The organism is Candidatus Neomarinimicrobiota bacterium (assembly GCA_041154365.1).
In the GTDB taxonomy this organism is placed as follows: Bacteria; Fidelibacterota; Fidelibacteria; order Fidelibacterales; family Fidelibacteraceae; genus Fidelibacter; species Fidelibacter multiformis.
The window spans coordinates 613,391-629,112 of record AP035449.1 but is presented as its reverse complement, the minus strand read 5'-3'; the positions used below and the strand labels follow the sequence as shown (position 1 = coordinate 629,112).

Below are 15,722 nucleotides of genomic sequence, written 5' to 3'. Positions count from 1 at the left end.
TTATATGGGGATTATCAAATCACACATTGATTTACATGTTTTCTAACTATCCTTTAATACAGCAAATGTCTAACGAAGCTGATAAATGGACATTTTAATACCATCCTCTCTTCGTTTTTGCGTCATCTCGTACCCTTCCGCCATCTCCCACAAGACGCCGCCGGATATCCACCGAATGTATACCAGAATTCTCCAGTTTCCGGATAATAGAGATTGGCATAAACGGTACCGTAATGGGATTGGCGTTTTTCAACTCCCTCATCCGCAAGGACGGTTCTCAGAGAGTTAAAACTGGCGGTTAATTGACCTGTAGAAAAGTCACTCAATAGTGTTTCAAGCCGCCGGTATCGGGATAATGAATCGGCACGGTCCGGATGGGAACTGTTCTCATATGGAGCCTGAGTATAATGATTGGTCCCCACCAGAAAACAAGATCCCATCTCCTTTGGCAAAGGCCGGTATACTATATCATGGCAGGTGCATTCAAAAATCCCGTGTTTATTGTTCCGGGCATCGGACACAAAAAGCATCATCCCGTCCTGCCGGGGATAACTCTGAAGAAAAGATGTCACATCCTCATGACTCTCACAGCTCTCCAGCATGTCCACAAGTTGAAGATAACAGGGTTGGGCCAATGAGGAATCATGGTTCTGGTCAGGTGCTTTCAAATAATTGTAATGAAGCCAGAGTCCGGCCTGATTCAGCCCTGTAGCGGAAAAAACATCTCCTGCCAGACCAAATGTTGTTACAGGAATTTTGTGAGACACTGCCCGATGCCGGGCAAATCCCCAAAGGTGGGGACTCCATAAATCATTGTTCCGGCCAATCCACGTTTTTTCGCCATCATATAGCAGGAATCCACTGCAAGCATCAGACATACAGGCTTCGGCGGAAACCCATTCCGCTACCTTTTTCAAGGATATACCCGCACCCCGGGCAAGTCCTTCCAGCTCCTGCCGGAACCGCTCAGGGTAAGAGGCACAAATAGCCATGGATTCCTCCTGATGCCGTTGACGATTAAAGTGGGGATGAAGAAATGGTCCTGTGGACAGATACTGATCAATATACACGGCAAAATCCGGTCCCAATTGACGGCCGGTTTGAACACCTGTCTCATAAGGTGATCCGGCAGACCGGATTATCCGTGGAAACTGAAGAAAGGAGGGATTCATGCATTATTCCCGATCAGGAATGATCTTGATGTGGATCGTGCGTGTGCGCGGTCCGTCAAACTCACAAAAATAAAGTCCCTGCCACATACCAAGCAGCAGCTTTCCTTCCTGGATAATAAGAGTTTCCGATGCCCCCGTTAACGTGGATAAAACATGACTGTGACTGTTTCCCTCGGCATGGAGATATTCGGATTCATCCGGCGGAACCAGGTCCCGGAATTTCCATGTCAGATCATCCAGAACATGGGGATCGGCATTTTCATTAATGGTGATCCCTGCGGTTGTGTGTGGGGTAAACACCACAGCGATCCCGTTCCGGCATCCTGAATCCCGGATCACCTGGCGCACTTTGGAGGTGATATCCGTGAAACAAAGGGAACGGCTTGTGGATAGTTGAAATGTGTGTACCATGAAGCACTTCCTTCAAATCATGAGTTCTTCTGTGTTTTTTTAGGAAAACTTTCCTGAAAGATACATTTTTCAATGCACTTTGTCCCGGTGTTTCTTAACATTTTCCCATGAGTCGAAACTGTCACTTTCTTTTTGTTAATCCGTGGATACACGATTTCGCGGCGTATGACCTTTTCTACAGGCCATTGGGATTGCTCTCTCTGGCAGAATCTTTGGCAAATGGACCTGCTGATATCACTGTCATCGATTTGCTGGATCGATTCAATCCCTTGTGGTCTGAAATGTCTGCTCATAAGCGGGATACCCCTGCCGGGACGGGACATTTTTACCGTGAGATAATTGAAAAACCCGCTGTTTTGAAACATATTCCCCGCTATTTTAGTCGTTACGGAGCACCCCGGGTGAAAGTGGAACATATCCTTCGTTCTCTGAAACAGGAACCCGATGCCATTTTTCTCACATCCCATATGACCTATTGGTACACCGGTGTGAAAGAAACAGCAGAGCTGCTAAGACAATTTTTCCCTGGCACCCCCATCATCCTCGGTGGGATTTATGCTTCCCTACTGCCGGCTCATGCCCAAAAAGTCATTAAACCGGATCTGCTGATTCCGGGACACGATTTTGCCCGGCTTTCCCAGTGGCTGAAAGAACGATTCGGCTTATCCATGTCTCAGGTAACCCCCTGTCACCTGAGAAAAGTGTGGCATGACTTTCCAATACTCAAACACTATCCGCTGTACACATCCCAGGGATGTCCATACCATTGTGCTTTCTGTGCCGGACCCATATTAAACCCTGTCTTTTCCCAATTCCCCGTTGAATCGATTCTGCAAGACATACATTTTGCCTGTGATACACGAGGACTCAGAAATTTTGTGTTTTATGACGACGCTTTGTTTATCAACCGGGAAAACCATATAAAACCTTTATTGAAAAAAATTCTTCAATACCGTAAGGACTTCACGTTTCACAGCCCAAACGGACTCTTTGCCCGCTTTATCGATGAAGAGCTGGCAGAACTCATGGCTGCCGCCCATTTCTACGAACCCCGATTGAGTCTGGAGACTGTTTCCCCGGCTTATCAGGATCTCATCAGTCATAAGGTCAACCGGCAATCCTATCTGAAAGCCTTAAAGCATCTGCAGAAGGCGGGATATGGTTCTGGAGACATCATCACCTACCTTATCATGGGCCTTCCGGATCAAACACCCCGGGATGTTAAGGAAGCTGCAATTGTGGCCCTGAATGCCGGAAGCCGTGTGAGTCTTTCTGCCTTTTCCCCGGTGCCTGGAACGGATTTATGGGCTCAGTCGGGACTATGTGACACAGACGATCCCCTTTTACAAAACAATACCGTATATTGGTATAGCCAGAAGAATACTAAAGCCTGGGAATCCCTTAAACTGTGGGTCAAAGAACAAAACGCACATCTTATGGAATGAAAAGATGGAACACATATCAAAAGCACCACCCGCCTTGCTGTTTACAGCCATCACCTATTCTCCGGAGCAAAAATATGTCCAATCGTGGGATCTGATCCTCCATAAACTTATCAAGTCAGATTGGGATATCATTGGACCTTTACCTTTCAGCAAGATAACCCATTATTACGAAGAAGAAATGGGCGAAGAACTGGATAAAATTTATGCAGTTTGCCTGAAACCGGTTTCTATGGAAAATGCCGCCGGTTTTAAACTGAAATCCAACCTGATAGAAGATGATTACCAGGTGGAGGGCAAGCGGATATTCAATATTGATCCCGGTGTTCTCACGCATTTCAACTTTAGTCTGCTCACGACCAAAGGATATGCTCACAGGCTCTATCTCGGGCAGGGAATCTGGTCTGAACTCACCCTAATTTATCAGGATAAACATTATCATCCCCTGCCATGGACCTATCCGGACTATAAAAATCCGCGCATTATAGAATTTTTGGAACGTGAGAGGGCTACTTTTAAACGTTTAGACGTTGAGACGTTGAATCGTTATTGAGATTGAGTACAAGAGTATATGATGTTCCGGGTTTTTCCGAATCAATATGAAGAGAGGCATTTAACTGATCAGCTAAAACATGTATCAGACGCATGCCGAAAGCATGTTCTTTATCCATGGAAACAGAGGGTTCAAATTCTATTCCGTTATCTTTTATATAAAGGACCGCTTTTCCATCATCTTCTTTTTTCAGTTCAAGAGTGATATCCCCCTCCAACTCATCCGGAAAAGCATATTTTAAGATATTTGTAATGATTTCATTTATCAGAATCCCATAGGGAACGGCAATTTCCAGGGGTAGAATGACATCCATCAAATCGGGATGTATTTTCACCCGGTTCCGTGATTCCAGGGAAACTTCCAAATGTTTGATCATTTTGATGATGTATCCTTTCATGTTAACTTCAGACAAGAGATCTTCCTGGTAAAGCATCTCATGAACCAAAGCAATAGCATGCATTTTATCTGTAATTTCCTTCAGGATTTCACTGTCGTGAGCATCGGATAGATGCTTTCTCTTCAGCCTGATCAGACTGATCATAATTTGCAGATTATTCTTAACCCGGTGATGCACCTCTTTGAGAAGCGTTTCCTTTTCCCTCAGATTTTCTGAAATAATCCGTTCTTTTTCCCTGGAAAGTGAAAGGGATTTATCTTTATGAATTGCATATACTTTTGATAAAGCATAAACGAGTATTGTAGTAATAACAATATAAAGCCAACCTTTGTAGGTCTGGTATTTGATGTAGTCCTGACTGCTGGGACTCAATTCCAATAAAATCCTGTCAGAAAAAAGGATCCAGAAAAAACCAAATATAAAATATGCAATGCTAATCAACACAGGGCCGCTCAGATAATGGGCTACCATCAATAAAAAGGGACGAATACGTGATTTCATGAGCATTTTTCTCCAGTCAATAGTTCAGAGAATCATGTTCTTAGTAATCGGAAAATAATCATATTGTTTTAATATAGGGAAGGTTCTTAAATGATTCCTGTCAAGAGGCGGGAAATGTGATCTGTATCAAGTAATGGACTGTTATTTATTCCCATGTTTCTATCTGGCACAAACGACAGGAAATATCCCAGAGCCTTTGGGCATCAGAAGCATCCAGTCCACGGGAATTTGGAGCCAGTGGTTTTTCATATTTCCAATAAATGGCATTGTGTTTTAGCGGATTTGGATCCATTGCCAGAAAGATACTGGTTTTAGCTCCCTCTTCTGGTAAAGCCCCTTTTTTAATGTGATGTTTCCAGAAAGTTTTTACAAGAAAACCGGATTGTTTCATGGCAATGGGGGTTTGGACCAGACCCGGATCGGCGACAAACGCCCGGATACCGGTTTTTTGATGAAAACGCCGATTGAATTCATATGTAAAAAGGACATTCCCAAGTTTGGACTGTTTATAGGCATTCCAGCCGAAATAAAAACGGTGTAATTGGAGGTCCCGCCATTTCATTTTTGCATGAAAATGGGATCCGGAACCTACGGTCACAACTCTTCCGTCTGTAGATTCTGCCAACAGCGGCAGGAGTTCGTGAGTCAACAGAAAAGGAGCCAGATGATTGACTGCAAATGTTGCTTCGATCCCGTCTTCACTTTCAGTATACCGGCTGTAGAAAGCACCGGCATTATTGATCAGGGTATCCAGAACCGGTTTTTCAAAGGTTTTCACCAGGATTGACCGAATATCCCTTGCCAGATGACGAATCTGCCGTTGAGAAGATAAATCAGCCGTTAAATATGTCACCCGGCTGTCTGGATAATCCCGGCGGATCAAAGCTTCCGCTTTTTGGCACCGTTCGACAGACCTGCCGCTCCCAATCACAAAAGCACCCATTCCGGCCAGAGCTTTCGCTGTTGCCAGACCAATGCCGGATGTGGCACCCGTGACAAAGATTGTACGTTGATCAACGGACATGCAATTTTTCATCAGCATCTCATCAATAGAGGATTTTTATTATTTATCAATGTTTCTGAAAAACATTTTTATTCTTCAAGAATTTCAGTCAAAATCAACCATTCATATTCCAGTTTTTCCATGGTTTTCACAATTTCCTGGTACCGTCGGGTAACCGCTGCCATTTCATCGGGAGTCAGTGCGGAAAAACCGGTCCCGTTCATTTGGTGCTCTATCTCTGATTTCTCTTTCTGAAGAATATCGATTTTCTGTTCCGTCTTATCCAGCTTTTCCAGATACTTTTTCTTCTCCCGGGATTTTTTCTGCCGTTCCTGTGCTTCAATCCGGCGCCGGGTTTTACTGTCAATCTTATCCGGCCTGGAATCAGAGGTTTTCGTATTCTGCAAAACCGGATTGAATTTTTCATCATACCATTGCTGAAACTCCGAATAATTCCCTGGATATTCCTTTACATGCCCTTTGTGAAACCACAAAACCTTGGTTACCAGCATATCCAGAAAGAACCGGTCATGACTCACAATCAGTACGCTTCCGGGAAATTCATCCAGTGCCTGAGCCAGGACTTCCTTGCTTTGCATATCCAAATGGTTGGTGGGTTCATCCAGGATGAGAAAATTGGCATTTTTCAACATCATTTTCAAAAGCACCACCCGGCTTTTTTCTCCGCCGCTGAGGACAGATACCGGTTTAAAAACATCATCCCCACTGAAGAGAAACTGCCCCAGTAAACTGCGGACAGCACTCTGGGTGATTCCCGGAGACTGGCTCCACACTTCATCCAGAATATTCAGGTCCGGATTCAGCTGATCCAGTTGATGCTGGGCAAAATAAGCCATTTCCAGATTATAACCCCAACGTGCTTTCCCGTATGCGGGTTCCAGTTCCTGACTGATAATTTTCATCAGGGTGGATTTTCCCACACCGTTGGGTCCCAGCAATGCCACTTTTTCACCCCGCCGGATTTGAAAAGTGGCATCTGTAAAAACCGGTCCTTTCCCATAATCAAACATTACGTGTTCAAAGGCAACCACCGGATCTCCACTCCGGGGCGGGGGGGGAAATTGAAAACCGATGGATTTTCCCAGTTTTTCCACCTCAGTCCGTTGAATCTTTTCCAAATATTTGATCCGGCTTTGCACCTGTTTTGCTTTGCTGGCCTTATATCGAAACCGTTCAATAAAACGTTCAATCTGATCTATACGCCGTTCCTGGTTTTTTTGCTCCGCTTCCTGCTGCATTAGTCGCTGAGCCCGGGCTTCTTCATAATCGGAATAATTTCCCGGGTACACCCTGACTTTTCCATCGTAAATCTCTGCAATGTGATCGGTGATCCTATCCAGGAAATAGCGATCATGGGAGACAATCACCAGGGTTCCATTGTAATCGGTAATAAACTTTTCAAGCCAAATTAATGTCTCCATGTCCAGATGATTGGTGGGTTCATCCAGTAACAGCAGGGTAGGATGAATCAGCAACAGCCTGGCCAGGGCTATCCGCATACGCCATCCTCCTGAAAAACTCCGGACAGATTGGGACAATTGTTCATCTTTGAAACCAAGTCCGGACAACACTGCCCGGGCCCGGGCTTCCATGGTATATCCGTCTTCCCGGGCAAACAGTTCCTGTAAGCGGTCGTACCGCTTCATAAGCTCCGGCGTGTGATTTTCAGAGATTTCATGTTCCAGTTTCCGCATTTCCTTTTCAGCTTTCATCAGATGAGCAAAAACATCCATGACTTCATCTATCAGTGTCTGATCCGTATTAAAATCGTCCATATGTTGCGGCAGATAACCTGTTGTAACACCCTGAGGAATAATCACCTGACCCTCGTCGGGTGTTATTTCTCCGCACAACATCCGCAAAATGGTGGATTTCCCCGACCCATTGGGACCTACGAGTCCAATACGCTGACCTGCATAAATACTCCACGATGCCCCGTCAAAGAGCATTTGGTGTCCGAATTGCAGCTTGATTTGGGAAAGATGGACCATGAGCCTCTCTTTGTTTGAAACAGGATGGAATGTAGGGAAAAGAAAGGAAGAAGGGAAGAGGGAGTGAATCTGTGTGTAGACCCTGGATATCGCCTGCCCTATGAAATGGGGGGTGGGGAAGTTGTTGTCGTTAGTCGGCAGTCAACAGTCGGCAGTCGGCAGTCGGCAGTCAAAAGTCGAAAGTCAAAAAGTCGATTGAATTGATTGTTTTGATTGACTTGATTGACTTGATTAATACATCAGGAGCGCAGCGTATTTCACAGGGGATTGATTGGATTGGGGGATTGGTACTTCGCTGCACGCAGTGTTATAGGATTCAAGCGGCACTTCGTGCCGTTCAATTGCTTCGCTGCGCTCAGCATTCAATCGCCTTCGGCGTTCAATGATTCCAGGCATCGACATTTGAACGCTGCGCAGCGGCTATTGAACCCCTGAACCCTTGAGCCCTTGATCCAACTATCAGGAGCGCAGCGACGCTAACTTCCAGCTTCCAGCTTCCAACTTCCAACTTCTAGGAGATAATTGCCTGCCCCGTGAAATGGGACAAGGCAGTGACGCGTGACGCGTGACGAGTAACAAGTGGTTTTTGGGGGATAATTATTATTTAGTGTGAAGAATATTAGTAGATGTTAGTTAATTGTGTAAAATGGGGATTTATTTTGAAATCACACAAAGATTTGGTTGTTTGGAAAAGAAGTATTGCATGAGTTACCGGGATATACAGGATTACGAAAGCATTTCCAGATGATAAGAAATAGGGTATGATCCATCAGATACGACGATCTGCGGTTTCAATTCCATCCAACATTGCCTTCTGCTCTGGCAGTTAATCGGAACTGGAAACACAACTCACCTCACATTGTCTCGAGTACATTTCAGGAGAATTATTAGAAACATATTTAAAAAGAGATTCTTGAATTCAAAAACATGAATATCGACCTGATTCGTTACCTTTCCCGCTAATAAATATCTTTCCCTCAAACCCCCTTGTCACGCGTCACGCGTTACTTTTTCAGTGGACAGTAGATGGTCGAAAGTCAAAAGTCGAAAGTCGAAAGTCGGAACCTGTACCACCACCCCCCTGAACCCCTGAACCCATGAACCCATGAACCAACTATCAGGAGCGAAGCGACGCCAACTTCCACCTTCCAGCTTCCAACTTCTGATAAAGCTGTGCAGCAGCGTTTGAAAGCCGCGCAACGGCTATTGAACCCCTGAACCCTTGAGCCCTTGATCCAACTATCAGGAGCGAAGCGACGCCAACTTCCAACTTCCACCTTCTAACTTCTTTAATAGAATTGGCGATTAATTTGATTTAGCACAAGAATTATAAGAGAGATGGAATATATGATTTCGCTTAGGTGACCTCCCCCACCCCGGGGGTAAAATACACCAAAATGATACATGAAGCAAGTTAATATTGTTATTCATATATATTATTTGCCAAATTATTTAATGATAGAAATACCCAAATAATCAACCAATCCCTTTCACTCAGCGAACCACCCGCAGGGAGTGGTATTAAGGTGCCAACTTTCCAAAAGACACAAAGTGCCTACCTCCCTCTCTCCCATAAAATTACTGTTCAAGCAATCAGGAATTCTTAAATTAACTTAATATGAAATGTAAAAAACGGAGAGAATCATGAATCCTTTTATCTTTCGGGAATATGACATCCGGGGAATCGTAAAAGAAGACTTCACGGATGAGGTCGTTATTAATCTGGGAAAAGGCTTTGGGACCTGGCTGGTGCGTCACGGTGCCCAATCCATGAATCTGAGCGGTGATGTCCGCGATACAACCCCCGGGCTGAAAAAACTCTTTGCAGAAGGTGTTTTATCCACCGGTATTGATGTGATTGATATTGGAATCCTCCCAACACCCCTCAATTATTACAGTCTTTTCAAACGGAATGTAGATGCCGGTGTGCAGATTACGGGAAGTCACAATCCCCCTGAATTCAACGGTTTTAAATTATCCTATCAGAAAAAAGCGTTCTTCGGTGAACGAATCCAGGAAATCCGGAAACTGATTGAGCAGAAGGATTTTGAAACCGGCCAAGGAGAGATGCAGGAAGATAAAAAGATCCGCGAGGAATATATTGAGGAAGTGACTCAGGGTATAACACTGGAAAAACCATTAAAAATTGTCCTTGATTCCGGAAATGCCGCCGGGGGACTGGTAGCTCCCGAACTCTTTCGCCGCCTGGGTGCCGAAGTGACAGAACTCTATTGTGATGTGGATCCCTCTTTTCCCAACCATCATCCGGATCCCACGGTTGAAAAAAACGTGAAAGATTTAATGGATATGATGGCAACGGGAAAATATGACCTGGGTGTTGCCTTTGACGGCGATGCAGACCGGGTCGGGGTAGTTGACGACAAAGGACGTATTATCTGGGCGGATCAGGTGATGAGTATATTCCTTCGTGAAATGATTAAGGAACCGGGGACACCTATTGTTTTTGATGTCAAGTGTTCGCAGGTCCTGGAAGATGAAATCCGACGTCTGGGAGGTAAACCACTGATGTGGAAAACAGGTCATAGTTTACTGAAACAAAAGATGCTGGATTCCGGTGCCCCCTTTGGTGGTGAAATGAGCGGTCATATTTTTATCAAGGACGGATATTACGGCTATGACGATGCAATTTATGTGGCGGCACGCTTTGCACAACTTCTTTCCCGCTCAGAAAAACCCCTGCATGTTTATTATGACGAGCTTCCAAAATTTGTCTCTACGCCGGAAATCCGCCTGGCAGCTGAATCGGATACGGCCAAGTTTGAAATCGCAAAAAAGGCCGTGGAATTTTTCAGCAAACGTTACGATTGCATTACGGTAGACGGGGTTCGGGTTAAATTTGAGGATGGTTGGGGACTCGTACGAGCCTCCAATACCCAACCCATCATTGTCGTCCGTTTTGAAGCCAGGTCTGAAAAAAGACTGAAAGAGATCCAGGATCTCATCATGAATAAACTGGCAGAATTCGGATCATTAAAGGAAGAATAATCATCACAGCGGGGATCATGAATCCCCGTTTATGTCTTCGGGGAATATTTACGACACGACCATGGGAACGAAGGAACGGAAAGACGAACATCTGGCATTGTTCAAACAGTTTGATTTAACCGTGTCAGGATCAACAAACGGTTTTGAAGAATGGGAATGGATTCCGGCAGAAACGGCTGAGCTTCGTTTTGATGCCATCGATCCATCGCTTTCGTTCCTGGGTTATACCATTTCTTTTCCCCTGATGATTGCAGCCTTATCCGGTGGATCTGATGAGGGAAATACCCTGAATGAAGCTTTGGCAGAGTGCGCAGAGATTGAAAGAATCCCACTGGGCATCGGATCCGTGCGGAGCTTTCTGGAAAACCATACCGGCCTTTCAGTCCTACAAGGTCTTCGAAACATCGCCCCCCACATTCCACTGATCACCAACATCGGTATTGCTCAGCTCAGGGATCTACACATCCGAAATGAAATAGTGACGCTAACGCTGGATGGACAGTTTGATGCCATTGCTGTCCATTTCAATAAAATCCAGGAGTTGATACAACCGGAAGGGGACACAGACTTCACGGGGATTATGGATGCACTGAGCACGCTTGTGGAAAAATCGGATATTCCCATTATTGCCAAACAGGTCGGCCATGGATTTTCCGGAAATGATATCCGGCAATTATGGCAGGCCGGCATTCGTTATGTGGATCTTGGCGGACGGGGAGGTACTTCATGGGCACGGGCGGAACGATTTCGAAAAGGAGATCACATCGAAAAAGATCCCTTTGATGTATGGGGGCTTACTACGGCCCATTGCCTGAAAACCGCTCTTGAACAATGTCCGGGGATGCTGTGCATTGCCGGCGGAGGAATCCATAGTGGACATGATGTGGCAAAAGGAATTGCACTGGGAGCCCGTCTCTGCTCAACAGCCAATACCATTTATCAGGCTTATCTGAAAAATGGTAAAGAAGGTATCCTGAAAACCCTCCGGAACATGAGAACCATCCTGAAACAAATCATGTTCTTAACGGGATGTCCCACATACACCACATTTCACAACAACCCAACCATATTGAGACAAAGCCGTGACTGATTTCCATACATACTACAAACAATATGTCTCTTGGTTCAATGATCAGCTGAATGCCTGTCCGATACCGGAAAATCCGTCAGATTTATATGATCCCATTCGCTATGCATTTCATGCCGGGGGAAAACGGATCCGACCGGCTTTATTGGCAGCCATGGCGGACAGTTATGGAATCAGCCGGGAATGTTCACGCTATCCAGCCATGGCCGTCGAAATGATCCATCTTTTTTCATTGATCCATGATGATATAATGGATAGTGACAACCTGCGCCATGGCAAACCGGCCATCCACGTTCAGTGGAATATCAATACCGGTATTCTATCCGGAGATGCCTTATTCACCCTGGCTTTTCAGACCATTCAAAAGAGCAATCTGACTATCCAAAACGCCATCCTGCCGGTATTTACCCAGTCCGTCCTCCACGTATGTGAGGGGCAAAGCTACGATTTGTCCTTTGAATCATCAGAAGCCGTCCGGATTGATGACTATCTGCAGATGATCGAATTAAAAACCGGCCGTCTGCTCAGTGGAGCAGCTCAGATCGGAGCGTTGCTGGGTAATGCCGTGACCGAGGAGATTCAGATCATTGAAGCAGTGATTCTTGCAACGGGTAGAGCTTTTCAATTACAGGATGACTTACTGGAACTTACCAGCAATCCGGAAAATATGGGAAAAAGCCTTGGGAGCGATCTGATAGAAAAGAAAAAGACGTTTCTTTTACTGACGGCTTACTCTTTATGCAAAGAAAAAGAGAGAAGCCTTCTTGATTCTATGCTGACACGTGACTATATTTCCAAACATGGTATAAGCAGAATCAGGGACTTCTTCGAATCACTGGGGGCGGTGAGAAAAACCGAAGAACGTATTAAACAGGAAGTCGACAGGGCTTACCAACTGGCCGGTAAATTAGCGGACCCACAGGAAAAACTCATTCGTTCATTCACATCATTCATTATGAACAGGACCAAGTAATGACAGAAGCAGAATTTCAAATCATCAATAAACAGGGACTTCACGCCAGACCAGCAACGGCGCTGGTTACTCTGGCTTCGAAATTCAGTTCCAATATCTTCCTAAGCCGGGGAGAGAAACGAATCAATGCCAAATCCATCCTTGGAATACTGGTCCTGGCAGCCGAAAAAGGGGCGACCCTGAAGGTCCAGGCAGATGGAGAAGATGAAGAAGAAGCCGTGAAAGCTATCGTTGAACTGGCTAAGAACAAATTTGGTATGACGGAAGAGTAGTGACAGTTACCAACGAAAAAATCAAAGGAATCACAGCCGCACCGGGGATAGCCATTGGCAAAGCCCTGATTTATCGTCCCCATGAAATTGACTTTATACCCAAGACAAAAATTTCACTCCATGATATTGATTCAGAAATGGAGCGCCTGGACGAGGCACGAAATACAGTACTGAAAGAGCTCGAGCAAATCCGCGAACGGATTGAAAAGCGTCTGGGGCCCAATTATGCTGAATTGATCAATGCTCAGATCTCTATTCTTATGGATCATCACATTGATGACGAGGTCCGGAATTATATGACCGAGAACCTGGTGCATGTACCTATTGCCTACCGGATAGTCATGAATGTCTATATACAAATGCTGGATGATGGTGAATCAAGCTTTTTCCAGGAAAGGATTCTGGATATCAAGGATGTTAAACAGCGCGTCCTGCGGGTTCTCTTGTCTGAAACCATCGAGCCTTTGTCCAACCATTGCGATGAACCCGTTATTTTAATCACTAAATACCTGACACCCGGCGATATCATTATCTTATCCGATGATAATGTCCAGGGATTTGTCTCTGAACTGGGCGGAACCACATCACACACGTCCATACTGGCACGGTCTTTGAAAATTCCCATGATCGTAGGGGTCCCCAACATAGCCAACGAGACCCTGTCCGGTGAGACCCTGATTGTGGATGGGTACAAGGGTGAACTGATTATTCATCCCGATCATGAAACGGAGCATCTTTATAAACACCAGATCAAGCGCCAGCAACAAATCACCACGTATTATGCAGAGCATAAAGACGACAGGACCGTTACAAAAGACGGAAAAACTGTAGACCTGGTGGCAAACATCAGTCTTCCCGTAGAATTGAAGGGGTTGAAAGAATTTGGCGGTCAGGGAATCGGGTTGTACAGAAGTGAATATTTATATCTGATGAAACACACACTTCCAACGGAAGAAGAGCTCTTTCAGGAATACGTGACCATGGTGCGTTTCCTTAAAAACAAACCTGTTGTGTTACGGACCATTGATTTGGGTGGTGATAAAATCGCTTCGATTCTTGAGCAGGAATTATTACATGAAGACAACCCGAACATGGGATATCGGGCCATTCGGATCTGTCTGGACCGGCCGGATATTTTTATCACTCAGCTGAAAGCCATGCTCAGAGCTTCACATTACGGAAAAGTACAAATCATGTTTCCCATGATTTCTCGTCTGGAAGAGCTGGAACAGGCTATCCATCATTTTGAAACGGCAAAAAGTATTTTACGGGAAGAAAAGGTCCCCTTTGACGAAAACTGTGAAATCGGCATTTTGATTGAGGTCCCCTCCGCGGCTCTCATGGCGGATAAAATCGCCGGAAAGGTGGATTTTATCTCCATAGGGACCAATGACCTCACCCAGTACATGATGGCTGTGGACAGGGGGAATGAGAAAGTTAATCATATATATTGTCATTACGATCCTGTCATGATCCGGACTATTCAATGGATTATCCGTTCCGGGCACCATCATAAAGTCCCCGTATCTGTATGTGGTGAAATGGCCGGAGATCCATTGTCCATTTTACTCCTGGTAGGACTCGATATTGATATGCTGAGTGTGAGTCCCATTTTTCTGGGACCGGTTCGTGAAATGATTCGGGGATTATCTTTTAAGGACTTGCAGGATTTGGTCCGTAAATTGCTAAAAATGGATAAACGTCAGGACGTATACAAGACATTAAAAGATCGTTTTATTTCATTTTTTCCTGATTGGAAAAAGCGTTTTGGAGAGTCACTTATTGCAGAAAATTCCGGATTTCAGGAAGATGGCTGATTTTTTTCTTCATCCTTGATACGTCCAAGGGCAAAACGTGCCGCCTCCTGGGCTGCAGACTTTTTGTTTTTACCCATTCCCGTACCATACACGTCACCATTTATAATAACACTGATTTCAAAATCTTTCCCATGTTCCGGTCCATTTTCACTAATGACTTTAAAAACCGGTTCTGAAAGGCCATTTTTCTGGCAGTATTCATACAGGCGACCCTTATAATTCTGTGTATCCTGGGCAGGGATATACTTATGGTGGTTAATTAACAGCGTCTGATGAATAAAATCTGAAGCAACCTGATACCCACCGTCCAGGTACAAAGCACCGGTGAAGGATTCATACAGGTCTGACAACACAGAATGGAGTGTCCGTAAATTATCCTTCTCTCCTCCCCGTCCCAGAATCATAAGATCCCCAAACCCCAATGTCGTCGACACCTTCGAAAGGGTTGTCCGGTTTACCAGCTTTGAACGCATCTGCGTCAGTTTTCCTTCAGAATAGTCAGGAAATTTATAAAACAGGAAACGGCTAACCACCAGTTCCAGTACAGCATCCCCTAAAAATTCCAGCCGTTCATAACTGTCGTCCCGGGTCTGGGTTTCGGGATTAATGGCAGAAGCATGTAAAAAGGCCTGGTTTAAGAGATCCGGATCCTGAAAACGGTAGGGAAACAAACGGTAGATTTTATCTCCCAGGCAGGCTTTTTTATCCCGTGAGAGAAAACGGGAAATTTTGTAGGCTATTTTATGAAACAGGGATTGTGATGTCATTGACATAATCCTGGAAGGCCGTACACAGGAAACTCCGTATCAGAAGTGATCAAACGTTGGTCTGAAGATAGAGAAGGACATCACCGACAGATTTAAGCTTATCTACATCTTCGTCGGAGATGGTAATACCGTATTCTTCTTCCAGATACATGATCAATTCCACCGTATCCAGAGAATCCGCTTCCAGATCTTCGATGAAGCGGGCTTCAGGTGTAATTTTCTTTTCGTCGATATTCAGTTTTTCAGCTACTTTGGCTTTGAGTTCTTCAAAAGTCACACGAGCCATGTTGATCTCCTTCGTGTATCAAT

Annotated in this window: 15 protein-coding genes; 8 read left to right on the top strand and 7 right to left on the bottom strand. The window is 44.9% G+C overall.

The features are described from left to right. Positions 1-122: 122 nt before the first annotated feature. Positions 123-1,172, bottom strand: a complete 1,050-nt coding sequence (locus strainIA91_RS02695) for a C45 family autoproteolytic acyltransferase/hydolase (protein ID WP_400167561.1) — start codon at positions 1,170-1,172, stop codon at positions 123-125. 3 nt (positions 1,173-1,175) lie between these two features. Continuing rightward, positions 1,176-1,583 carry a secondary thiamine-phosphate synthase enzyme YjbQ gene (locus tag strainIA91_RS02690; RefSeq protein WP_400167560.1) on the bottom strand — a complete coding sequence of 136 codons (408 nt, stop codon included), beginning with the start codon at positions 1,581-1,583 and terminating at the stop codon, positions 1,176-1,178. Between the two features lie 107 nt (positions 1,584-1,690). On the opposite strand from strainIA91_RS02690, the gene strainIA91_RS02685 reads away from it, so the two are divergent. After that, the gene (locus tag strainIA91_RS02685) at positions 1,691-3,028 is read left to right on the top strand and encodes a B12-binding domain-containing radical SAM protein (protein ID WP_400167559.1); all 1,338 of its coding nucleotides are present in this window, start codon (positions 1,691-1,693) and stop codon (positions 3,026-3,028) included. 4 nt (positions 3,029-3,032) lie between these two features. Continuing rightward, positions 3,033-3,578, top strand: a complete 546-nt coding sequence (locus strainIA91_RS02680; protein ID WP_400167558.1) for a DUF4416 family protein — start codon at positions 3,033-3,035, stop codon at positions 3,576-3,578. Here the strand turns inward: strainIA91_RS02680 and strainIA91_RS02675 are convergent. From strainIA91_RS02675 to strainIA91_RS02665, 3 genes are all read right to left on the bottom strand, one after another. Then, positions 3,541-4,476 carry a sensor histidine kinase gene (locus tag strainIA91_RS02675; RefSeq protein ID WP_400167557.1) on the bottom strand — a complete coding sequence of 312 codons (936 nt, stop codon included), beginning with the start codon at positions 4,474-4,476 and terminating at the stop codon, positions 3,541-3,543. The two genes, strainIA91_RS02680 and strainIA91_RS02675, sit on opposite strands and share 38 nt — an antisense overlap. Before the next feature lie 145 nt (positions 4,477-4,621). Continuing rightward, positions 4,622-5,512 carry an SDR family NAD(P)-dependent oxidoreductase gene (locus strainIA91_RS02670; protein WP_400167556.1) on the bottom strand — a complete coding sequence of 297 codons (891 nt, stop codon included), beginning with the start codon at positions 5,510-5,512 and terminating at the stop codon, positions 4,622-4,624. Between the two features lie 56 nt (positions 5,513-5,568). Then, positions 5,569-7,491 (bottom strand): ABC-F family ATP-binding cassette domain-containing protein, encoded by a 1,923-nt coding sequence (locus strainIA91_RS02665; RefSeq protein WP_400167555.1) that lies wholly within the window; start codon positions 7,489-7,491, stop codon positions 5,569-5,571. A gap of 761 nt (positions 7,492-8,252) precedes the next feature. On the opposite strand from strainIA91_RS02665, the gene strainIA91_RS02660 reads away from it, so the two are divergent. From strainIA91_RS02660 to ptsP, 6 genes are all read left to right on the top strand, one after another. Further along, positions 8,253-8,321 (top strand): four helix bundle protein, encoded by a 69-nt coding sequence (locus tag strainIA91_RS02660; protein WP_400168228.1) that lies wholly within the window; start codon positions 8,253-8,255, stop codon positions 8,319-8,321. A gap of 814 nt (positions 8,322-9,135) precedes the next feature. Continuing rightward, a complete protein-coding gene (locus strainIA91_RS02655; RefSeq protein WP_400167554.1) occupies positions 9,136-10,497 on the top strand; it encodes a phosphomannomutase/phosphoglucomutase in 1,362 nt (453 codons plus the stop codon). Between the two features lie 61 nt (positions 10,498-10,558). Then, positions 10,559-11,587 (top strand): type 2 isopentenyl-diphosphate Delta-isomerase, encoded by a 1,029-nt coding sequence (gene fni, locus strainIA91_RS02650; RefSeq protein WP_400167553.1) that lies wholly within the window; start codon positions 10,559-10,561, stop codon positions 11,585-11,587. Further along, positions 11,580-12,557 (top strand): polyprenyl synthetase family protein, encoded by a 978-nt coding sequence (locus strainIA91_RS02645; RefSeq protein ID WP_400167552.1) that lies wholly within the window; start codon positions 11,580-11,582, stop codon positions 12,555-12,557. Before fni ends, strainIA91_RS02645 begins: the two co-directional genes overlap by 8 nt. After that, on the top strand, positions 12,557-12,829 hold the full coding sequence (locus tag strainIA91_RS02640; RefSeq protein ID WP_400167551.1) for an HPr family phosphocarrier protein: 273 nt from the start codon (positions 12,557-12,559) through the stop codon (positions 12,827-12,829). The genes strainIA91_RS02645 and strainIA91_RS02640 overlap by 1 nt, the downstream gene beginning before the upstream one ends. Beyond that, a complete protein-coding gene (gene ptsP / locus strainIA91_RS02635) occupies positions 12,829-14,646 on the top strand; it encodes a phosphoenolpyruvate--protein phosphotransferase (protein ID WP_400167550.1) in 1,818 nt (605 codons plus the stop codon). The genes strainIA91_RS02640 and ptsP overlap by 1 nt, the downstream gene beginning before the upstream one ends. Here the strand turns inward: ptsP and rnc are convergent. Together rnc and acpP are read right to left on the bottom strand one after the other, a co-directional pair. After that, positions 14,631-15,413 carry a ribonuclease III gene (gene rnc / locus strainIA91_RS02630; protein WP_400167549.1) on the bottom strand — a complete coding sequence of 261 codons (783 nt, stop codon included), beginning with the start codon at positions 15,411-15,413 and terminating at the stop codon, positions 14,631-14,633. The genes ptsP and rnc overlap by 16 nt on opposite strands. 49 nt (positions 15,414-15,462) lie before the next feature. Beyond that, on the bottom strand, positions 15,463-15,699 hold the full coding sequence (acpP, locus tag strainIA91_RS02625) for an acyl carrier protein (protein ID WP_400167548.1): 237 nt from the start codon (positions 15,697-15,699) through the stop codon (positions 15,463-15,465). Between the last annotated feature and the right edge of the window lie 23 nt (positions 15,700-15,722).